Annotated in this window: 11 protein-coding genes; 4 read left to right on the top strand and 7 right to left on the bottom strand. The window is 74.0% G+C overall.

The genetic code is table 11. The features are described from left to right. Window positions 1–10 precede the first annotated feature (10 nt). The 4 genes from OC490_RS35325 to OC490_RS35310 are packed head-to-tail and all read right to left on the bottom strand — an operon-like array spanning window position 11 to window position 5,463. The gene (locus OC490_RS35325) at window positions 11–3,112 is read right to left on the bottom strand and encodes a type I polyketide synthase (protein WP_262062119.1); all 3,102 of its coding nucleotides are present in this window, start codon (window positions 3,110–3,112) and stop codon (window positions 11–13) included. A gap of 55 nt (window positions 3,113–3,167) precedes the next feature. Then, window positions 3,168–3,905, bottom strand: a complete 738-nt coding sequence (locus OC490_RS35320) for a thioesterase II family protein (RefSeq protein WP_262062118.1) — start codon at window positions 3,903–3,905, stop codon at window positions 3,168–3,170. Continuing rightward, window positions 3,902–5,152, bottom strand: coding sequence for a cytochrome P450 (locus tag OC490_RS35315; RefSeq protein ID WP_262062117.1), 1,251 nt, complete (start codon window positions 5,150–5,152; stop codon window positions 3,902–3,904). The genes OC490_RS35320 and OC490_RS35315 overlap by 4 nt, the downstream gene beginning before the upstream one ends. Beyond that, window positions 5,149–5,463 carry a phosphopantetheine-binding protein gene (locus tag OC490_RS35310; protein ID WP_262062116.1) on the bottom strand — a complete coding sequence of 105 codons (315 nt, stop codon included), beginning with the start codon at window positions 5,461–5,463 and terminating at the stop codon, window positions 5,149–5,151. Before OC490_RS35310 ends, OC490_RS35315 begins: the two co-directional genes overlap by 4 nt. A gap of 407 nt (window positions 5,464–5,870) precedes the next feature. Here OC490_RS35310 and OC490_RS35305 point away from each other — a divergent pair, with 407 nt between their 5' ends. Then, window positions 5,871–6,707 (top strand): putative nonproteinogenic amino acid hydroxylase, encoded by an 837-nt coding sequence (locus OC490_RS35305; RefSeq protein ID WP_262062115.1) that lies wholly within the window; start codon window positions 5,871–5,873, stop codon window positions 6,705–6,707. A 76-nt stretch (window positions 6,708–6,783) separates the two neighbouring features. Here OC490_RS35305 and OC490_RS35300 read toward each other — a convergent pair whose 3' ends face one another. Further along, entirely contained in the window at window positions 6,784–7,710 is a 927-nt protein-coding gene (locus OC490_RS35300) for a phytanoyl-CoA dioxygenase family protein (RefSeq protein ID WP_262062114.1), read from the bottom strand. Between the two features lie 587 nt (window positions 7,711–8,297). Here OC490_RS35300 and OC490_RS35295 point away from each other — a divergent pair. After that, entirely contained in the window at window positions 8,298–9,686 is a 1,389-nt protein-coding gene (locus tag OC490_RS35295) for a PLP-dependent aminotransferase family protein (protein ID WP_262062113.1), read from the top strand. A gap of 62 nt (window positions 9,687–9,748) precedes the next feature. Here the strand turns inward: OC490_RS35295 and OC490_RS35290 are convergent, their stop codons facing one another. Together OC490_RS35290 and OC490_RS35285 are read right to left on the bottom strand one after the other, a co-directional pair. Further along, on the bottom strand, window positions 9,749–10,366 hold the full coding sequence (locus OC490_RS35290; protein WP_262062112.1) for a GNAT family N-acetyltransferase: 618 nt from the start codon (window positions 10,364–10,366) through the stop codon (window positions 9,749–9,751). A 17-nt stretch (window positions 10,367–10,383) separates the two neighbouring features. Continuing rightward, on the bottom strand, window positions 10,384–11,511 hold the full coding sequence (locus OC490_RS35285; RefSeq protein WP_262062111.1) for an LLM class flavin-dependent oxidoreductase: 1,128 nt from the start codon (window positions 11,509–11,511) through the stop codon (window positions 10,384–10,386). A gap of 388 nt (window positions 11,512–11,899) precedes the next feature. Here OC490_RS35285 and OC490_RS35280 point away from each other — a divergent pair, with 388 nt between their 5' ends. Both OC490_RS35280 and OC490_RS35275 read left to right on the top strand, forming a co-directional pair. Continuing rightward, a complete protein-coding gene (locus OC490_RS35280) occupies window positions 11,900–15,091 on the top strand; it encodes an amino acid adenylation domain-containing protein (protein WP_262062110.1) in 3,192 nt (1,063 codons plus the stop codon). A gap of 33 nt (window positions 15,092–15,124) precedes the next feature. Next, window positions 15,125–20,992, top strand: coding sequence for an AMP-binding protein (locus OC490_RS35275; RefSeq protein WP_262062109.1), 5,868 nt, complete (start codon window positions 15,125–15,127; stop codon window positions 20,990–20,992). Window positions 20,993–20,996: the final 4 nt, after the last annotated feature.

The following is a 20,996-nucleotide window of genomic DNA, read 5'->3' as shown; positions in this document are numbered from 1 at the left end:
ACGGGTGCGGCTACACGTAGCCGCGGTCGATCAAGGCGTAGAGATCGTCGTCGCTACGGCCTTGCGGACCTGTTTCCTCCACCGTCCCCGCGGCGTCCGGGGCCGGGGCCGGGGCCGGGGGCTCCTGGAGGGAGAAGAGGTGGTCGGCGAGCCGGCGCGGAGTGGGGTAGCTGAACGCGACGGTGGCCGGGAGCCGCACCGCGGCCGCCGCGCGGAGCCGGTTGCGCAGCTCCACCGCCATCGAGGAGTCGAAGCCCAGGGCCTTGAAGGTGTCGCCCGCGCGCGCCTCGAGGTCGGCGGCTGTCAGCCCGCCGCCCTTCGCGGCGAGGAGGGCCGCCGTCTCGGCGCACACGAGGGCGAGGGCCTGCGACGGCGAGCCGAAGTCCGCCGTGCGCACGTCCGGGCCGTCCGCGTGCGCGGCGGGGCCGTCCGTGCCGGCGGGCGCGGTCAGCCAGTGGCGCCGGCGCTGGAAGGGGTAGGTCGGCAGGCCGATCCGGCGGGTGGGGGCGGGGGGGAACACCGCCGTCCAGTCCACCGGCACGCCGCGCACGTGCAGTTGGGCCAGCGACGCCAGGACCTCCCCCGCGCTCCCGTCGTGGCGGCTGAGGGTGGCCACCACCGCGGGCGGGGCGGCCAGCGCGTCGGCGGCCTCCTCCATCGCCACCCGGAGCACGGGGTGCGGGCTGATCTCCACGTACACGCCGCCGCGTTCGCGCATCAGGTTCTCGACGACCTCGCCGAAGCGCACGGTCGAGCGCAGGTTGTCGTACCAGTACGAGGCGTCGAGGCGGCGGGTGTCGAGCGGTGCGGCGGTGACGGTGGAGTGGAACTCCACGGCCGTCGCGCGCGGGGTGACGCCCGCGGCGGCCTGAAGCACCTGGTCGCGGATGCGTTCGACCTGGTGGGAGTGGGACGCGTACTCGATCCTGACGCGGCGGACCCGGACGCCGTCCTCGGCGGCCCGGGCGGCGAACTCCTCCAGGGCCCGGAGGTCGCCGGCGATCACCACGGAGGCGGGTCCGTTGACGGCGGCCACCGACAGCCGCCCCGGCCAGCCGGCCAGCCGCTCCTGGACCCAGGTCAGGGGCGCGGCGACCGCGTTCAGCCCGCCCAGGCCGGCCAGCTCGGTCAGTGCCCGGCTGCGCAGGGCGACGATCCGCGCCGCGTCCGGCAGGGAGAGCGCACCGGCCGCGCAGGCCGCGGCGATCTCTCCCTGCGAGTGCCCCACCACCACGTCGGGGACCACTCCCAGGGACCGCCACAGTTCGGCGAGGGAGACCATCATCGCGAACAGCGCGGGCTGGACGACGGCGTCGCCGCGCTCCAGCGACGGCGCCGCCTTCGCCCCGGTCACCAGGTCCACCAGGGACCAGTCGAGCCACGGCTGCAGCGCCTCGGCGCAGGCGTCGACGGAGCGGGCGAAGACCTCGGAGTCGGCGTACAGCTGCCTGCCCATGCCCAGCCACTGCGAGCCCTGGCCGGGGAAGACGAAGACGACCGGGCCCGTGGGCTCGGTGGCGGTGCCGCGCACGACCCGGGCCGCCGCACCTCCGGCCGCCACCAGGTCGAGGCCGGCCAGCGCCTCGTCGCGGTCGTCGGCGAGGACGACGGCCCGGTGCTCGAACAGCGACCGGGTCGCGACGAGCGAGTGCCCGATGTCGGCCGCCGGCAGGGACGCGTCGGCGCTCACGAGCGCGTGCAGCCGGGCGGCCTGCTGCCGCAGGGCCTGCTCCGAGCGTGCGGACAGCACCCAGGGCACCGGCCCGGCGACGACCGCCGGGGCCGGGTCCTGGCCGCCGGTGGAAAGCGGGGCCCGGGCATCGGGGGCCTGTTCGAGGACGACGTGGGCGTTGGTGCCGCCCATCCCGATCGACGACACCCCCGCCCGGCGCGGCCGGCCGGGTCCGCCCGGCCAGTGCCGTACGGCGCTCAGGACGTCGAAGTCGTCGTGGAAGCCGGGGACGGCGGGATTGGGGGTGCTGAAGTCCGGGTGGGGGACCAGGTGGGCGCGGTGCACGCAGAGCGCGGCCTTCACGAAGCCGGCGATGCCCGCGGCCGGCTCCAGGTGGCCGACGTTCGCCTTCACCGAGCCGATCGTCAGGGGGCGGGTGCGGCCGGTCGCGCGGAACACCTCCCGCAGGCCGGACAGTTCGGCCGGGTCGCCGAGCCGGGTGCCGGTGCCGTGGGCCTCGACGTAGTCGACGTCCTCGAACGCGATGCCCGCGCGGCGGACGGCGGAGAGCACGGCCGCCGCCTGCCCGGCGGGGCTGGGGTCCGGCATCCGGGAGGACGCGCCACCGCTGTGGACGCCCCAGCCGCGCACCACCGCGTAGATGCGGTCGCCGTCGGCGACGGCGAGGTCGAGGCGCTTCAGGACGACGAACGCGCCGCCCTCGCCGCGGATGAAGCCGTTGGCCCGTGCGTCGAAGGGGAAGCAGCGGCCGTCGGGCGAGAGCGCGCCCAGATTCGCCAGGCCCGCTCCCGCCTCGGGGTCGACGATCAGGTGCACGCCGCCCGCGAGCGCCGTGTCGGCCGCGCCGCCGCGGATCCGTTCGCAGGCCAGCGCCAGCGACACCAGGGAGGAGGACTGGCCCGAGTCCGCGCACAGGCTCATGCCGCGGACGTCGAACAGGTGCGAGATCCGGTTCGCGATCAGCGCGCCACCGAAGCCGAGCGCGGCGTAGCGGTCGTCCCGGGCGGCGCCGGACAGCCTGCGCAGCGACTCGTAGCCGGAGGGTCCCGCGCCGACCACGACGTCGACCTCGCGGCCGGCCAGGGCGGCGGCGGGCAGGCGGGCGTCCTCGACGGCCTCCCAGGCGAGTTCGAGGCCCAGCCGCTGCACGGGGTCCATGGCCGCCGCTTCCTCGGGCGCGAGGTCGAAGAAGGCGGCGTCGAAGCCGTCGACGGAGTCGAGGAAGGAGCCCGAGCCCAGGGTGTCGGCGTCCGGGTGGGACAGGTACGCCGACCGTGCGTCGGCGGCCCGCTGCCCGGGGAACGTGCCGATGGTGGACCGCCCCTCGCGCAGCAGGTCCCAGAACTCGGCCACGCCGTGCACACCGGGGAAGCGGCACGACATCCCGATCACGGCAATATCGGTGGCTGCGCCACTCATAGGGGTTCCTTCCGGTTCCTTCGGTGTACGGCGGGCACGGGCGGCGCCACGGCGCTCACAGCCAGCGGGTCAGCAGCTTCGTCAGCCCGTCCGGCGCGTTCATGAAGTCGTAGTGGCCGCCGCCGAGCACCCGGAACTCGACGGAGTCGGCGTACCGGCGCCAGCCCTGGAGATCGGCCGGGGTCACGTCCTCGTCGTCCTGCCAGTGCAGGACGACGACGGGGCAGTCCACCGCGACCGGGCTCTCGCGCCGGTACTTCTTGGCCGCGGCGTGGTCGCGCAGCAGGACCATGAGGCCCAGGTCGAGCATGTCGGGGCGCGGTTCGATGCCCCGGCCGCGGACGAACGCCTCGACCTCGTCGCGCAGTTGGGACTCGGTCATGGTGAGCATCCGGTCGCGCGAGGCGTCGTGCGGGGCCGGCTGGCCGGACACGAACAGGCGGTCCGGCGTGGGCAGTCCGGCCTCGGCGAGCCTGAGCACGGTCTCGTAGGCGGGCAGCGCGCCCGCGCAGTGCGCGAAGAACGCGAAGGGCCGGTCGAGCAGCGGCGCCAGGGCTTCGGCCAGGTCGGCGGCGAGGTTCTCGTAGGTGCCGTAGTGGGGGTGGCCGAGCCGGTTCTCGCGGCCGGGGAACTGCACCGGGCAGACCTCGATGTCCTCCAGCGCGGCCGGCCAGGCGCTGAAGGCGGAGGCGCCCGATCCGGAGAAGGGGAAGCAGAAGAGCCGGGCCGCGTGGCCGGTGGACGGCGGCCGGACGAACCACGGCGACAGGGCGGCGGTGGAGCCGGTGGTCATGGCGTCCTTCGTTTCTGCGCGACGATGGGGAGGTGGGTCATCCCGGCGATGAAGTACGACCGCAGGTGCTCCGGTTCACCGGCGAGCTCGATCGGTCCGAACCGCCCCAGCAGTTCCTCGAAGAAGATCCGCAGGGTCAGCCGGGCGAGCGGCGCGCCGATGCAGAAGTGCGGCCCGAACCCGAAGGCGACCTGGCGCTTGGCGTTGGGGCGGGTGATGTCGAAGGTGTGCGGATCGGGGAAGAGGGACGCGTCCCGGTTGGCCGATCCGATCCACGCGACGACCGCCGCGCGGGCCGGGATGGTGCCCCCGGCGATGGGGACGTCGTCCACCGCGTACCGCATGAAGTTGCAGGCGGCCGAGGTCCAGCGCAGCCCTTCCTCGACCAGGTTCGGGATCAGCGTCGGGTCCGCCTGCGCCTTCTCGAACTGCTCGGGCCGCTCGATGAGGGCCTGCACGGTGCCCGAGACGGTGTGCGGCGTGGTGACGTTGGCGCCCAGGAGGATGCTGTAGCCGTCGAGGGCGATCTCCTCGTCGCTCAGCGGTGCGCCGCCCGCATGGACGCTCATGAGGTGGGCGAGCAGGGTGTCGTCCTCGCCGCCGGCCGTGCGGCGCCGCTTGACCCACTCGGTGACGTAGTTGACCAGCTCGTGGTGGGAGATGGCCAGCGTGGCGGCCTCGTGGCCGACCATGAAGTGCGGGTCGGAGGGAGCCGTCACCATCGCCGTCAGCTGGACGAGTTCCTCCCAGTCCCGGGCGGGGATGCCGAGGAGCGGGCCGGTGACCATCGCCGGGAGGAGCAGCGCCCGTTCGGCGAGGTCGAAGGTGTCGCCGTCGAGCGCCGGTTCGAGGAAGCGCACGATCGTGCCGCGGATCGAGTCCTCCCAGGACTTGACCGCCCGGGCGGTGAGCATGGAGCCGAGCGGCCGGCGGACCTCGGTGTGCCGGGGCGGGTCGGTGGAGGTCAGCAGCCTGCCCGCCGCGGGGTCGTCGATCCCGACGTGGGTGGGTGTGGTGCCGCGCTCGGAGGTGAACCCGCGGTGGTCGCCGAGCACGCGGCAGACGTCCTCGTGGCGGGTCACCGACCAGAACTCGCGCCCGTCGGGCAGGACTTGGTGGTGCAGCGGCGCCTTCGCCCGCATCACGTCCCAGACCGGGTGCGGATCGCCCGATGTGTACAGGTCCAGGTCGAACAGGTCGACGTTGTCGAGGTCGACGTCGCGTGCGGGACCCGGCGTCAGCCTCACGTCCTCGTCCTCCCCTGTTCGATCAGCTCGGCGACCCGGGTGGGGGTCTGCGCCAGGTAGAAGTCGCGCACGGACAGCTGGACGCCGTAGTCCTGCGCCACCCGCTCGATGATCTTGATTCCGGTGAGCGAATTGCCGCCGAGCACGAAGAAGTCGTCCTCCGGCCCGACCTCGCGGTCGCCGAAGTGCGCGGCCCACAGTGCCGAGACCTCCTCCACGAGCGAGGCCGGCGCACCGGAGGGCGCGGGCTCTGCTTCCGGCGTCCCGTCCTGTGCGTCACGCCGGTTGATCACTTTCGGCGAAGATTCCATTCCAGTCATTTCCTTCCTCTGTCGGACGGGAATTCCCGTCCAGGCCGCTGCCGGAAGGTCGACGCAGCGACCCGACGGACCAGAAAGTGATGGATCGCCCATTCGAAATGGCGTGCCCGAAGTCACCGCGCTGCCACGGTAGTCGGGCGGGGAAACGCCAGGCAAGAGATGACAGTGCGGACAAGCCCGGCAGGCGTCGGCTGTCCTGCCGACAGGACAGCACGGTGCCTTTTCGGCCCTGCTCGGAGCGTATGACGGGCGGCGGCCGGACACGGCCGGCCCGCCCAAGTCCCGTGCGCCTGCGCGTCGTTGCCTTGCGCAACTCGGAAGATTTATGGTGACGATCGGGTGGAACGCCCAGTGGTTTTCCGGGCGCGTCGAACAATCATGTGCTGGAGGAGATTTCCTTGCTGAAATCGGAACGGCTTGCGGTACTGCCCATCGATTCGTACGACCTGGGCCCGGAATTGTCCATCCTGGACCGGCACGAATACGGCGGCGAATACGACACGTTCACCTTCGGGTCGTGGTCGTCCCATGTACTGGCCAACGGCAGCGGCGCCGATTCCGACGTCGCTTTCCGCCCCCACGAAGGCAGCCTCTCGCTGACCGAACTGGGAAAGCAGCTGCCGAACATCATGTCCCTGGTGACCGAGCATTTCCCCCTGGACCGTCTGCAGTGGGTGCGCGTCTTCGCCCTGCGTGAGGGGATCATCGCCCCGCACGTGGACTTCCTGGAGTGGGCGAAGCCGGGCACCCGGCTGCAGATACCGCTGCGCACCAGCGAGGAGTCGCTGCACTCGGAGAACGACATCGTCTACCACATCCGCCGCGGCGAGGTGTGGAGGATCCACTCGACCGACCCGCACTCCGCGCGCAGCACGTCCACCACCGCCCGGCTCTCGCTCTGCCTCGACTTCGCGGACGCCGAGGTGCCCATCGCGATCCGCGGCGACGTTCCCGCCACCGAGCCGATCCGCGTCGTCGAGCGGCCCGAGCCGACCGAGGCGGAGCTCGAGGAACTCATCGCCTCCGCCGCCGGCCTGACGCCCGAGGAGATGCGGTCGAGGTTCCGCCCGTTCGCCGAGCTGCACTTCGAGCGGCACGCGCACGCCACCGCGGCGTTCGACTGGTACGTGGAGGCCGCGCGGCGCACCGGCGACGAGGACGTCGTCGCCAAGGCCCAGGCCTTCAGGACGTACTGCATCGAGAAGCGGGGCGACGGCGAGGCATTCGACTGGTGAGCGCGCCATCGGCCGTGCGGTCGTCAGGTCGTCGGCCGGCCGACGGTCCGCCGCACCGTCGGCCGGTACGGCCGGATCACGCCTTCGTGGTACCCGTGCGCAGACGCTCGATCATGTGCCTGGTCGTCTCGATGGGACTCTCCTCGGGAAGGTCCCCGGTACGCGAGGGCAGCGCCGCGTTGAGCTTGGCCACCTTGTCGTTCCACTCCTCCTGGCCGGCGAAGGAGACCGTCTCGCCCTCCTGGAAGGTGGGGAACGGGCGGTAGTTGTTCAGGCCGCCCGCGTCGGTTCCACGCACCAGCAGCGGGTCGAGATAGATCCCTTCGCTGTGGATGCGCGTGGTCGTCGCGATGTAGCCGATGTCGAGACCGCACCGTCGCTTCGCGGAGGTGTTCGCCTCGGAGTGGTGCAGCAGGTGCGGGTGGTGGATGGAGACGTCGCCCGGCCGGAGCTCGATGTCCACGACTCCGCGCTTGTCGATCCACTCCTGCACGAGGTCCTCGTCGGACGCGGAGAACAGCATGTTGTCCGTGTCCGTGCGCGACGACGGCTTGTGCAGCGGCAGTTCGTGACTGCCGGGGATCATCCGCAGGCAGCCGTTCTCCGTGCTGCTCTCGTCGACGGCCAGCCACACCGTCAGCGCCTCCATCGGGCTCAGCGTCCAGTAGGCGCCGTCCTGGTGCCACAGCACGGGCTGCCCGTTGAAGGGGGGCTTGCAGATGTAGTGGGCCGTGAAGCACGCCAGATCGGGGCCGAGGAAGAACTCCGCGATGTCCACCAGACGGGGGTCGGAGACCAGACGTGCCCAGAAGGCGTCGTTGCGGATCAGCGGGTGGTGGAAGTGCTCGGGACGCAGATCCGGGTACTTCCGGGTGAGCCAGTCGACGTGCGCGGCCGTCTCCTCCAGGAGCTCGGGGGGAATGACATCGCGGATGATGGAGAAGCCCTGCTCGGCGTATTCCTTCGCTGCCTTCTCCAGTACGCCTTCGTCAAGTGTGGTCATGCTTCAACTCCTTCTCAGGTGTCAGGTACCGCTTGCCGCGCGGAAAAGTGCACGGAGCCGCCCCGGCGTACCGTCCGCCGCCTCCGTGAATTCGGCGCGGGCCGTGCGCGGGTGGTCGAATGGAAGGGCCGACGCGGCATCGCCCTGATATGCGGCCGCTCATCGGCCGGACGGGCGGCCCGCGAATTCCGGCTCACCGCCCTGCAATTCGCCGGTGACGCCGGCCGGTCGCGGCAACGGTCCCCGGTCCTTCTCGCGGCTCGCCCAGCAGTTCCATACTCTCTCCGCCGTCCAAGAGGGTGTCAACGTCTCGTGGAGCTCAAGGCTTTCTCGATGGCGCGCTCATGTTTCCGGTATTGCGCGCCCGGCCGGTCCGGATGTCGATCCGCGCTGTCCCGCTGACGGGACACGGCGCAGGACGACCGATTGTTCCGGCGCACCGGAACAGCGGGAATCGACTCCTCCTCCAGTCACGGTCTTTCACCGTTCGAGCCGACCCGCATATGTTCTTGAGCACCCCGACGAGGCAGCATTTAACCGACACCAGCTCAAGGCTGAGTTGTCCGGCGGATGAGGATGACGTGACTATGTCCGAAGACCCAGGGCCGATCCGGCTGAGCGTCACCGACCTGCACGCGTCGGTCGACGATCCTGCACTCACTTCCATGACGCTGCTCAACGAGCTCGCCGGAAGGTATCCGGAAGCGGTGTCGTTCTCCGCGGGCCGCCCGTTCGAGGGCTTCTACGACGTCGACGACCTGTCACGTCACCTCTCGACGTTCCGGGGCCATCTGGAGGGCGAGAAGGGCCTCCCCGCGGAGCAGGTGCGGCGCACGTTCTTCCAGTACGGCCGCACGAAGGGGTTCATCCACGAGCTCATAGCGCGTCAGCTGGAGGTCGACGAGGGCCTGAGGGTCGACCCCGAGAGCATCGTGGTGACCACCGGCTGCCAGGAGGCGATGGTGCTGCTGCTGCGCGCACTCGTCCGGGACGCCCGTGACGTCGTCCTCGCCGCCACCCCCAACTACGTCGGGTTCATCGGCGCGGCACGGGTGGCCGGCGCCCCGCTGCGATCCGTGCGGGAACACGACGGGGGCATCGATCTGGAGGACCTGGAGCGGCAGATACGGGCGGCGCGGCGCGAGGGCCTGCGGCCGCGTGCCTGTTACGTCGTCCCGGACTTCGCCAACCCCAGCGGCGCGAGCATGTCCCTGGCGGACCGGATCGCCCTGCTGGAACTGGCGGGGCGGGAGGAGATCCTCGTCATCGAGGACAACCCCTACTCCCTCTTCCGTGCCGGCGGTTCCCCGCTGCCCCTGCTCAAGGCCCTGGACGACCGGCATCAGGTGATCCATCTCGGGTCGTTCGCGAAGTCCGCCTTCGCCGGTGCCCGGGTGGGCTACATCATCGCGGACCAGCCGGTGACGGCGACCGGCGCCCCGCACGAGGAGCCGGTGCTGCTCGCCGACCATCTCGCCAAGCTGAAGAGCATGGTGACGCTCAACACCTCGACCGTCGCGCAGGCGGTCATCGGCGGATACCTCCTGGAGAACGGCTGCAGTCTGAAACGTGCCACCGCCCGCGAGGCCGAGGTCTACCGCCGCAACCTCGCGACCGTGCTGGAGAGTCTGCATTCCGTCTTCACCCCGGTGCCGGGCACCGGGCAGGACGTCTCGTGGAACACACCGCAGGGCGGGATGTTCGTCGTCGTCACGCTGCCGTTCCCCGCGGACGACGACATGCTCGAGTACTCCGCCTCCCGGTTCGGCGTCCTGTGGACCCCCATGCACCACTTCTACGGCGGCACGTCCGGATTCCACCAGGCCCGCCTCTCCTTCAGCGTGCTCACTCCCGAGCAGATCGTCCTGGGCGTCGAGCGGCTGGGCAAACTCGTCCAGGACCAGCGCGCACGGCACCTCACCGGACTCGCCCACGCGCGAGGCGGCGGCCGGCTGCTGGAGCCGCAGACCGTGTGAGCGGGGGACGGCGGGAACGGCTCCGGTTCCGGGCGGGTGCCGGCCGGCAAAGGCCGGGACCGCTACGGCGCCGCGGCCGGGGCGGGGCCCCCGTCCTCCCGGGTGTCGCCCGCGAGGCGGGCGTGGAGGTGGAAGTCGTGACGGGTGCCGCCGGTGTCGATGTAGTGGTCCCGCATGGTTCCCTCCAGGCGGAACCCGGCCCCGGCCGCGACTCTGCACGAGCCCGTGTTGAGCACGGCGTGGTCCAGGGTGAGGCGGTGCAGTCCCAGGCCGCCGTCCGCGGCCGGCGCGAAAGCCCAGCGCGCCGCGGTGTCCAGGGCCCTGGCGGCCAGGTGCCTGCCGCGGGCCGCCGGGGTCACCCAGTAGGTCACCACGGCCTGGTCCGGAAGACGGTTGATCTCCCTGATGCCGATCGAGCCCAGCAGGGTGTCCCCCGCGGGGTCGGCGACGGCGAACACCGCGGCGCCGCTTTCCCAGCAGGACAGACGGGGTGTCAGCCAGGCCCGGGCACGGTCGCGGGGCGCCGCCCCGGTCACCGATCTGCCCGCCGCCCAGCGCAGGATGTCGGCATCCCGCAGGGCTTCGGCGACAGCGGGTTCGTCCGCCTCGGTCAGCGGGCGCAGCAGCAGACCGTCCGCGCCGATCGTGCGCAGCGGGAGGGCACTTGCAGACAGGCTCATGCCCTCGTTCTATACGATCAGCCCGGCAGCGGAAGCCCGTTGAGGTCAACACCCCTCCGCTTTCCGGTGCGTTGGGCCGCTTCCAGCGCGCGTGCCACGTGGCCGTACTCCGCCACGTCGGCCGGCAGGTCGACCACCAGGGTGGTCATGCCCAGCTCCGCCAGACGCAGCAGGGCGCCGGCCACCTCGCCGTAGCTGCCGACCAGTTTGGGTGTGTCGATGCCGACGCGCCCGGCGCCGTACCAGAGGCAGTCGTCGTGCCAGTCGGCCTCACCCGCCAGGTCGAGCGTGGTGCGGTGCTGGGTCGAGGTCAGGCCGTCGGTGAAGAGCCTGCGCAGCAGGGCGTCCCCGCGGGAGCCTCCGTAGCGGGCGACGGCCGCTTCCCGCGCCTGCCGGGACGTCCCGCGCGCCACGATGCCGACGATCAGCGCCACGTCCCCGGTCCCGCCCTGCTGCCTCAACCGCTCTGTCTCCCGGGCCAGTTGCGCGTAGGGCTTGGCCATCACCAGGCCGGCGTCCAGCAGGGGCGCGAGGGTGTCGAAGCCGGGGGACGTCGAGACCGGGGCGTAGATACGGGGCTGCCTGCCCGGCAGCGGGCCGGGGGACGGGGCGCGGACGTCGTACCAGGCGGACCGGTGCGGCCGGCCGGACAGTACCGCCCGGACGCAGGCCGCGAACTCGGCGCTTCGGCGCTGCCGTTCGGCGGAGGGTGTCGCGTCGGCGCCGAGGAGGCCGAGTTCCGCTCCGCGGGCTCCGGCGACGATGTTGAGGTGGACGGGTCTGCCGTGGAGATAGGACAGCGAGGACACGCGGCGTGCCACCGCCGCCGGCCGGGACATCGCGGCGGTGACCGCCACGACCGGTTCGAGGGTGCGGCTGCGGGCCAGCACCTCCTGGGCGGCCGTCCAGGGATCGAGGGCCTGCCAGAAGTCGTAGACGAGCATGGCGTCGGCGCCGAGCCGCTCGGCCCATGCGCAGTGCTCGTCCAGGATGCGCAGATAGTCCGCCCCGTCGGCGGGGTGGGCGCCGGCGAACGCCGTGCCGTGCGACGGACAGACGGTCCACAGCCGCCAGGGAACGCGCGCCGCGGGCGCATCGCATTCCGGGAATTGTGGGGCGGCACTTTCCGGCGAGCGGCCGGTCATTCGAATACATTCACGGTGCGCCGCCCGCAATGAATTCCTGACGAGTTCGTCCGAAGAACGCGCGTGATCCGGCTCATGAGGTGTCATCCAACGGCGGGACCCGGTCACCGGTCAACGCCACCGGACGGGCGCTCCAGTGTTTCTGCAGCGGACCGCGAGGATCCGTCCGGACGGCAGGCCGGGCCCGCCGGCCGCCGTGTCCCCGGGCTGCGGGGCGGGCGGGAACCGGGAGGGAAGGGGCGTCTGGAGAGGCGGTCGAGAAGAGCTCGACGGGCACCGCCGGTCCGGAATCCCGGTGCTACGTTTCCGGGGCTTTCCATGGCGACGAGGAAACGAGTCCCCCTGTGCCGACTCGGTCGTACCCCCGGAATTCCGAGAGGGACTGTCGATGACCGCTGAGCTCTGTCAGCCTCCTTTACCCGCTGGAATCGCCGCCCCGGTGACCGGTGCCCGCTCCCTCGCCGATCTGGTGGTGGCGCAGTGCCGGCGCACCCCCGGGCTGCCGGCCGTGGTGGACGGGGAGCGGACGCTGACCTACGCCGGGCTGGAGCGGGCCTCCGCGGCGCTGGCCCGCCGGCTGCGGGCGCTCGGCGCCGGTCCGGAGCGCATCGTCGCCCTGCGCCTGGAGCGGTCCGTGTCGCTGGCGGTCGCCGTGCTCGCGGTCGTGCGGTCCGGTGCCGCGTACCTGCCGCTGTCCCCCGACGACCCGCCCGCCCGGCTGCAGGTGCTGCTCGACGACGCCGACCCGGTCGCGGTCGTGACGGAGCCCGGGGGCGCCGGGGCGGTCCTCGCCGGGTCGGGTGTGCCGCTGCTGGATCCGGAGGCGGCGGGGCCGGCCGGGGATCCGGCGGCGGACGACGGCGGGCTGGACGCCGCGTCCGGCGGCGACCTCGCCTATGTGCTGTACACCTCCGGCTCCACCGGGCTGCCGAAGGGGGTGCTGACCGAGCACCGGGCCATCGTCAACCGGCTGCGCTGGATGCAGGACACCTTCCTGCTCGGGCCCGGGGACACCGTGCTGCAGAAGACCCCGTACACGTTCGACGTGTCCGTCTGGGAGTTCTTCTGGCCGATGATGACCGGTGCCACGCTGGTCATGGCCGCTCCGGGAACGCACCGCGACCCGCAGGCCCTGGCCCGGCAGATCCGCGACCACCGCGTGACCACGGTGCATTTCGTGCCCAGCATGCTCGCCGGGCTGCTGCGGCTCACCGAGGTGGACGCGGGTCCCCGGCTGCGCCGGGTGCTCTGCAGCGGCGAAGCGCTCACGCCGGGGCTGCAGCGGGCGTTCTTCGCCGCCCTGCCCGAGGTCGAGCTGCACAACCTCTACGGGCCGACCGAGGCCGCCGTCGACGTGAGTCACTGGCGGTGCCGGCCACAGGACCCGGCCGACGCGCCGGTGCCCATCGGCCGCCCGATCTCGGGCGTCGACCTGCATGTGCTGGACGAGCAGCTGGAGAAGGTGCCCGACGGGGACCTCGGCGAGCTGTGCGTCGGCGGTGTCCAGGTCGCCCGCGGATATCTGAACCGGCCCGGCCTGACCGCGCAGCGCTTCCCCCGCGACCCCTACCGCGGTGAGCCCGGCGCCCGGCTGTACCGGACCGGCGACCTGGCGCGCCGTCGGCCCGACGGGGTGCTGGAGTACCACGGACGCCGCGACGACCAGGTCAAGATCGGGGGCGTGCGGATCGAGCTGGGCGAGGTGGAGGCCGCGCTGGCCGGGCTTCCCGGCGTCCGCCAGGCAGCCGCCGCGGTGCGGCACAGCGGCTCGGGCACCGCCCTGCTCGTCGGCTACCCGGTGGCCGGGGCGGAGGCGGACGCCGGGCTGCTGGAGCGGTGGAACACCCTGCTGCGCGGCACGCTGCCGCCCGCGCTCGTTCCGGCGGTGCTCGTGCCGCTGGACGCGCTGCCGCTGACCGCGCACGGCAAGACGGACCGGGCGGCGCTCCCCTGGCCCCCGCCGCGGGAGGAGGCGGCCGGGGGGTCCGGCGCGCAGCCGCAGGACCGGCTGGCGGCCCTGTGGAACCGGGTGCTCGGGCCGGGCGTGGCCGGTGACCGGGACTTCTTCGCCTCCAGCGGCAGTTCGCTCCAGGCGCTGGCCCTGCTCGCCGCCGTGCGCGACGAACTGGAGGCCGAGATACCGCTGGACCTGTTCTTCCGCCGGCCCACGCTGGAAGGGCTGCGCCGGGCCGTGGCGGAGGCGGGCGCCGCGCCGCGCCGGGGCGGCCCCGGGCGCGTGGACACCTCCGGGCCCCTGCGTCCCGCGCCCGTCCAGGAGCGGATGTGGTTCCTGCAGAGCCTGGAGCCCGACAGCACCGCGATGAACGTCCCGACCGGGCTGCGGCTGCGCGGGGCCGCGGAGCCGGCGGAGCTGCGCCGTTGTCTCGCCGCGCTGCTCGCCCGCCACGACGTGCTGCGGACCCGCTACCCGCAGCGCGACGGCAGCCCGCTGGCCGTCGTCGAGGCGCCTGTCGACGATCCCCTGCCCGAGGTCGAGGAGGTGCCGGGCCTCGGCCCGGCGGACCGGGACGAGGAGGTGGTGCGCCGGGTGGCCGAGGCCGGGGCGGCACCCTTCGATCTGGCGGCCGGACCACCGGTCAGGGTGCGGCTGGTCCGTTTCGCCCCCGACGATCACCTGCTGGTTCTGACGCTTCATCACATCGCCACCGACGGCTGGTCCTGGTCCCTGCTCGCCCGGGAGTTCGCGGACGACTGGGCGCGGGTCGCGCGCGGTCTGCCACCGGTGGCTCCCGACGGCCGGCCCCAGCTCCTCGACCATGCGGCCTGGCTGCACGAGGAGTCGGGGCACGAGCGGGCCGGGGCGGAACGGGAGGCCTCCCGCGCCCACTGGCGCCGGCAGCTCGCCGGCGCACCCCCGCGGATCGCGCTGCCGGCCGACCGGCCGCGCCCCCGGCGGCTGAGCGTCCCGGCCGCCGTCCGGCCCGTCGTCTGGAACGAGGGGATGAGCGAGCGTCTCGGCGCCTTCTGCCGGCGCGAGCGGGTCACCGGGCACATGGCGCTGCTGGCCGTGTTCGGCCTCTGGCTGGCCCGGCTCGCCGACCAGGAGGATGTGGTCGTCGCCTCTCCCAGCGCCAACCGGACTCCCGGGTGGACGCGCCCGATGCTGGGCTGCTTCGTGACGACGGTGCCGCACCGGCTGCGGCTGGAGGAGGACGCGGTCTTCCGGGACGTGCTGCGCCAGGCGCAGCGATCGACCCTGCTGGGGCACCGGCACGCCGGGGTGCCCATCGACCGGATCGTGGCCGATCTGGGGGTGGACCGGCAGGCGAGCAGTCTGCCGCTCTTCCAGAACCTGCTGGTGGTGCAGAACATCCCGCCGGCGCGGCCGTCCGCCGGGGCGGGCGAGGTGAGCGTGGTCCAGGTGCAGCCCGGCCAGACGCACTACGAGCTGAAGCTGGAGGTCTTCCCGGCCGAGGCCGGTCTCCCGGCCCGGCTCGTCCATCCCGCCGAGATGTTCGGCCCGGCGCGGAGCGAGGCGATGGCACGGCAGCTCGCGGCTCTCGCCGACCAGGCGCTGTCCGCCCCGGACCGTCCGGTCTGGGACTACTCCCTCGCCTGAGCACCCCCTCCGCCGTCTGACCTGGAGTGCCGGATGACCACGATCTCCCATCCCATCGACCCGAGCACCGTGCTGAGCCCCGAGGCCCCTCACACCGTCCTGGAACTCTTCGAGCGGCAGGCGTGGTCCACCCCGCAGGCGGTGGCGCTGGCCGGGCCGGGCGAGGAGTCCGGCTACGGGGAACTCCTGGGACAGGTCCGGCGGGGAGCCGCCGGACTGCGTGCCCTGGGGCTGTGTCCCGGCGAGGTGGTCGCGGTCGACGGCGCCCACACGGTGGCCGCGGTGACCGGGACGCTCGCGGCCCTGTGGGCGGGAGCCGTCGTACTGCCGCTGGACCCGTCGCTGCCGCCGGCGCGCCGGTCCGCGCTGCTGACAGAGTCGGAGGCGGCCCTGCTGCTGCGGACGGACGCGGCCGGCGCCGACGCGGGCACGTTCCCGGGGCGCGTGGTCGGGTACGGGGAGCTGATGGAGGCCGGGGACCGGGCGCAGGTCCCGGTCCCCGCACCGCCCGGCCCCGACGCGGGCGCCTGCCTGATCCCCGGCTCGGGCGCCTCCCCCCGTCCCGGCGCCGTGCCGGCCCGCCATGACGTCCTCGCCCACCGTGTCGCATGGGTGGCGCGCACCCTGCCCTGCGGCCCGGGCGACCGCGTGGCGCACCTGGCGGGGTCCACCGCCGACGCCCTGGTCAGGCAGGTGCTGCCCGCGCTCGCCGGCGGAGGCACCGTGTGCCTGCCGCCCGCCGGCCGGCCGCCGGACGACCTGGCCGCGGCCCTCGGCCGGCTCGCCGCTTCCCGCGCCACCGTGCTGCACACGACCCCGGCCGCGCTGGACGTGCTGCTCGGCGTGTGCGGGCGGAACGCCGCGCCGGACCTTTCCGCGATCCGCCTGCTGTGCCTGTCCGGCGAGCCGCTGGCGGGCACGCTGGTACGGCGGTGGCGGCGGGCCTTCCCCGCGTCGTCGGCACAGTTCGTGAACCTGTACGGCACCGCCGAGTCCGCTCTGGTCGCGGCCTGGTGGCCGGTTCCCCGGGAGGCGGACGAGGGGATCGTGCCGGTCGGTCACGGCATCGACGGCACGCAGCTGCTCGTGGTCAACCGGCGCGGCAGGCTGTCCGGTATCGGCGAACTCGGCGAGATCCTCGTCCGCTCCCCCTACCTGCGCCGGGAGCCCGGCCCGGCGGCGCTGCTGGAGACCAACCCGTTCCGTCCCGGGGACGCGGACGACCTGGTGCAGCGCACCGGAGACCTGGGCCGGTATCTCCCGGACGGCTCGGTGCAGATCGTGGGACGCCTGGAGGACCAGCTCAGGATCCAGGGGGTGCGGGTCCATCCCGCCGAGGTCGGCGCGGTACTCGGGCAGCACCCCGCGGTCGCCTCCGCCGCGGTCGTGGCACGCCGCCGCGACGACGGGGACGGTGACGGCGGCGGGCAGCAGCTCGTCGCCTACGTCGTCCCGGCCGCGGACTCGGTGGTGGACCCGGGGCTGCTGCGGCAGGCCGTGGCCGAGCGGCTGTCCGCCGCGGCGGTGCCCGCGCACGTCGTGCCGCTCGACGCGCTGCCGCTCACCCCGCACGGCAGGCTCGACCGGTCGGCCCTTCCCGCCGCCGGGCAGCGTCCTGCCACCGCGCCGCAGGAGACGGGTCCGCCGCGCGGCGGGACCGAGGAGGCGATCGCCGCCTACTGGGCGGAAGTGCTCGGCGTGCCGGCACCGGACCGCACGGCGGACTTCTTCGCCCTCGGCGGGCACTCCCTGCTCATGGCGCGCGTGCTGGCCCGGGTGCGGCGCGACTTCGGCACGGCGCTGGACCTGCGTGACCTGTTCGAGGCGCCCACCGTGGCCGCGCTCGCCGCCCGGATCGACGCCTGCGGCCCCGCGCCCGCGCAGACGGTGCCGGCACCGCCGGCGGACGCCGGGGAGCCGGGTGGGCAGGTGCCGCTCACCGCGGAGCAGGAGGGCGTCTGGTTCCTCGAACAGCTCGCCCCGGAGGCCGGCGCGTACAACATGGCCGGTGTCCTGGCGCTGCCCGGCGACGTAGCGGCCGAGCAGGTGCACGGCGCCCTGGACCGCCTGGTGGAACGGCACGAGGCGCTGCGCACCGCGTTCGTCGTGGAGCGGGACCGGCCGGTGCAGCGGGTGCTGCCCCCGGGCCCCGCGGACTTCGGCGTGCTGGCGCCGGCGACGGGCCGCGACGAGGCGCTGGCCCGGCTCACGGCCGAGGGCGCACGGCCGTTCGTGCTCACCGGGGGCAGGCCGCTGCGCGCCCGGCTGATCCGCTGCGTCCCGGACGCCGCCGAGCAGTTCCTCGGCCTGACGATCCATCACCTCTCCTGCGACGGATGGTCGTGGGACATCGTCCTGCGGGAGCTGGACGAGCTGATCTGCGCCGCGCGGGAGGAGCGCAAGCCGGTCCTGGCGGCGCCCCGGCTGCAGTACGCGGACCACGCCGTGCGCTCCCGCCGGCCCGGTCAGGAGGCCCGGCGCGCGGCCGCGGTCGCCTACTGGCGCCGCCACCTGGGCGCTCCGCCCCCGGTCCTCGACCTGCCCACCAGCCGCCCCCGTCCGCCGGTGCAGACACATCGCGGGTCCCTGCGCCCGGTACCGGTGCCGGACGGCCTGGCGGCCCGGCTCACCGAGTACTGCCGCAGCCGGGGGGTGACCCCGTACATGGTGCTGCTCGCGGCCTTCGGGCTCGTCCTCGCCCGTACGGCGGACCAGGACGAGGTGGTGCTCGGCACCGACAGCGCCGGACGCGACCGGGCCGAGGCGGAGGAGACCGTGGGCTTCTTCGTCCGCACCCACGCGCTGCGCCTCGATCTCGGCGGCGGGCCGAGCTTCGACGATGCCGTCGGCCGGGTCCGCGAGCTGCTGCTGGCCTCGCATCCGCACCAGCATCTGTCGTTCTCCCGGCTGGTCGAGGCGGTCCGGCCGGTCCGCGACCCGAGCCGGACCCCCGTCTTCCAGGTGATGCTGCGCATGCCGCCGAGCGGTTCTCCCCGGGCCCGGCGCGTCCTGCGCCAGTTGTCGGACGGCGAACTCCCGGCGGACGCCGCCCTCGCCCCGGCCGCCAAGTTCGACCTGACGCTCGTGGCGCGGGCGGAGCCGGACCGGCTGCGGCTCGACGTCGAGTACAACGCCGATCTCTTCGACACCGTTCTGGTCGATGCCATGGGCCGGCGGCTGGTCGGACTGCTGCACGCGGCTCTGCGGGCACCGGACCGGCCGGAGGCCGTGCAGGAGGCGGGCCGCCCGGCCCACCCCTTCGGTGCGGCCCTGCCCGGCCGGCCCCAGCCCAGGGTGATGGCGGAGTTCGCCCGGCAGGCCGCCGCCGCCCCCGACGCACCCGCCCTGCGCTGCGCCGACGGGCACATCGGCTACGGGGACCTCGCCGCACGGGTGGCCGCCACCGCGCGGCGTCTGCGCCCGGGCGACGTCACGGCGATCGTCGGCGGCAAGCACCCGGACTCGATCACGGCGCTGCTCGCCGCCGTCCAGGCCGGTGCCGTCGCCGTACCCGTCGACGAGGAGCTGCCGGCGGCCAGGCAACGCGAACTGGCGGAGCTGGCCGGAGCCACGGTGGTGCTCGCGGCGGGCCGCGACGCCGGCCCCTCCTGGTGCGAGGACGCGGCGCTGCCCGTGCTCACGGTCGCCCCGGCACCCACCGCGGTCTTCGGCGCCGTACCGGATGCGCCGCCGCCCGGCGTGTCGCCCGATCCCGCAGCGCCCGCCCACGTGTTCTTCACCTCCGGGAGCACCGGGACGCCGAAGGCCGTGCTGGGCCGCCACCACGGGCTCGACCACTTCGCGGCCTGGGAGCGGGCCGAGTTCGCCGTCCGCCCCGGTGACCGCGTCGCCCAGCTCACGACGTACTCCTTCGACGCCGTCCTGCGGGACGTGTTCGTGCCCCTGAGCGCCGGAGCGGCGCTGTGCCTGCCCCCGGCGGCGGCGCGGGAGGACGCGCTGCGCCTGCTGGAGTGGCTGGCGGCCGAACAGGTCTCCGTCGTGCACACCACCCCGTCCGTGGTGGCGTCCTGGCTGACGCTGGGTGCCGACGCCGCCGGGCCCGACCTGTCGGCGCTGCGGCTGATCTGCCTGGCCGGTGAACCGCTGACCGGGGAGCTGGTGGCACGGCTGCGGGCCGGACTGCCCAGCTGCCGCGCCGAGATCGTGAACTTCTACGGCCCCACCGAGACCACCATGATCAAAACCTTCCTGCGGGTGCCGGAGCCGCCCGGGGAGGGGACGCAGCCTGTCGGCGGCCCCCTGCCCGAAACGCAGGTCGCGGTACTGGGCCGGGACGGCCGGCCCTGCCTGCCGTACGAGCGGGGCGAGGTCGTCATCCGGACGCCCTACCGGGCGGAGTACCTGTCCGGCGGCGACCGGGGATTCCGGCCCAACCCGTTCCACCGCGGCGCGGCCCCGGACGACCTGCTCTTCTGGACGGGCGACACCGCCGTCCTGCGGCCGGACGGCGGGATCCTGCTGACGGGGCGCCGGGACGCCATGGTCAAGCTGCGCGGCATCCGCGTCGACCCGGCCGAGGTCTCGGCCGCGGTCGCCACGCATCCGCAGGTGGCCGACTGCCATGTGGAAGCGCACCGGGACGCGGGCCAGGTCTCCCTCGTCGCCTACGTCGTGCGCGTCCGGGACGCGCAGGTGAGCACCGAGACGCTGCGCGCGCACGTGGCCGAACGGCTCCCCGCGGCGATGCTGCCCTCCCTGATCCTCTTCCTCGACGCGCTGCCCCTGCTGCCCAACGGCAAGCCGGACCGCAACGCGCTGCTGGGCGGCCGCAGGGACGGCCCGGAGGCGGGCACGGCGGCCGGGCCTGTCGAGCCCCGCACGCCGGAGGAGGCCCGGCTGCTGCCCCTCTGGCGCAGTGTTCTCGGCAACGACGGGGTCGGGGTGACGGACGACTTCTTCGCCGTCGGCGGGCACTCCCTGCTCGCCACGGTCCTCATCACCCGGATCCGCAAGGAGTTCGGTGCGGCCGTGTCGCTGCGTCACCTGCTGGCCGCGCCGAGGGTCGACCGGCTGGCCCCGGCCCTGGCCGGGCTCGGCGCCGGCCGTGCCGACGGCCCGGGCGGCCCGGACGGCGCCCCGGAGCACCAGGGCCCGCTGCTCCTGCTGCGGGAGGGACGGCCCGAGGCGGCTCCGCTGTTCCTGGTGCACCCGATGGGCGGCGACATCGTCTGCTACCAGCCGCTGGTGCGAGCCCTCCCGGCCGGGCCCCGGCCCGTGCACGCCTTCCGCGCCCCCGGCCTGGACGGCGGGCCGGTACCGCGGGACCTGCGCGAACTCGCCGCCAGGTACCTGCACGAACTGCGGCGCCTGCAGCCGTCCGGGCCCTACCGGCTCGGCGGCTGGTCGTTCGGCGGTGCGGTCGCCGTCGAGATGGCCCGGCAGCTCTCCTTCGACGGGGAGCGCACCGAACTCCTCGTCCTCCTCGACAGCTATGCGCCGGGCAGCGCGGCCTACGGCGACGCCGGTACGTCCGCCCGTGACGATCTGCGCGCCTTCGCCGAGGACGTCGGCCGGCTCACCGGCGCCGACCGGGAGGGGATCGAGGCGGACCTGCTCCGGCCGCCGCGGGCCGACGACCCGGAGCCGGCCGCCGAACTGCGCCGCCGCTTCGCCCTGTTCGGTGCGCACCGCGGGTGCGCCGCCCGGCACCGGGCGGCCACGATCCGGCTGCCGGAGACCCGGCTGCTCCTCTTCGTCGCCGGCGCCCAGCGCAGGCCCGAGGGAACCACCCCGTCCCTCGGCTGGTCCGAACTGCTCGGCCGGGCCGTGGAGCCGGTGGTCGTCGCGGACACCGACCACTACTCCGTCGTCGCCGACGCCGGTGTCGCCGCGCTGCTCGGCCGGGCCCTGGAGGATCCGGCCGGGCCGGCGGGCCACTGACACG

Origin of the sequence: Streptomyces sp. STR69 (genome assembly GCF_024519455.1) — a bacterium.
Lineage (GTDB): Bacteria > Actinomycetota > Actinomycetes > Streptomycetales > Streptomycetaceae > Streptomyces.
This window is presented reverse-complemented; position numbering and strand designations above follow the sequence as displayed.

What these genes read in the sequence shown, in the direction of transcription:
- OC490_RS35325 (WP_262062119.1), bottom strand. Translation starts at nt 3,112, where the DNA reads ATGAGTGGCGCAGCCACCGATATTGCCGTGATCGGGATGTCGTGCCGC.
- OC490_RS35320 (WP_262062118.1), bottom strand. Translation starts at nt 3,905, where the DNA reads ATGACCACCGGCTCCACCGCCGCCCTGTCGCCGTGGTTCGTCCGGCCG.
- OC490_RS35310 (WP_262062116.1), bottom strand. Translation starts at nt 5,463, where the DNA reads ATGGAATCTTCGCCGAAAGTGATCAACCGGCGTGACGCACAGGACGGG.
- OC490_RS35300 (WP_262062114.1), bottom strand. Translation starts at nt 7,710, where the DNA reads ATGACCACACTTGACGAAGGCGTACTGGAGAAGGCAGCGAAGGAATAC.
- OC490_RS35295 (WP_262062113.1), top strand. Translation starts at nt 8,298, where the DNA reads ATGTCCGAAGACCCAGGGCCGATCCGGCTGAGCGTCACCGACCTGCAC.
- OC490_RS35290 (WP_262062112.1), bottom strand. Translation starts at nt 10,366, where the DNA reads ATGAGCCTGTCTGCAAGTGCCCTCCCGCTGCGCACGATCGGCGCGGAC.
- OC490_RS35285 (WP_262062111.1), bottom strand. Translation starts at nt 11,511, where the DNA reads ATGACCGGCCGCTCGCCGGAAAGTGCCGCCCCACAATTCCCGGAATGC.
- OC490_RS35280 (WP_262062110.1), top strand. Translation starts at nt 11,900, where the DNA reads ATGACCGCTGAGCTCTGTCAGCCTCCTTTACCCGCTGGAATCGCCGCC.
- OC490_RS35275 (WP_262062109.1), top strand. Translation starts at nt 15,125, where the DNA reads ATGACCACGATCTCCCATCCCATCGACCCGAGCACCGTGCTGAGCCCC.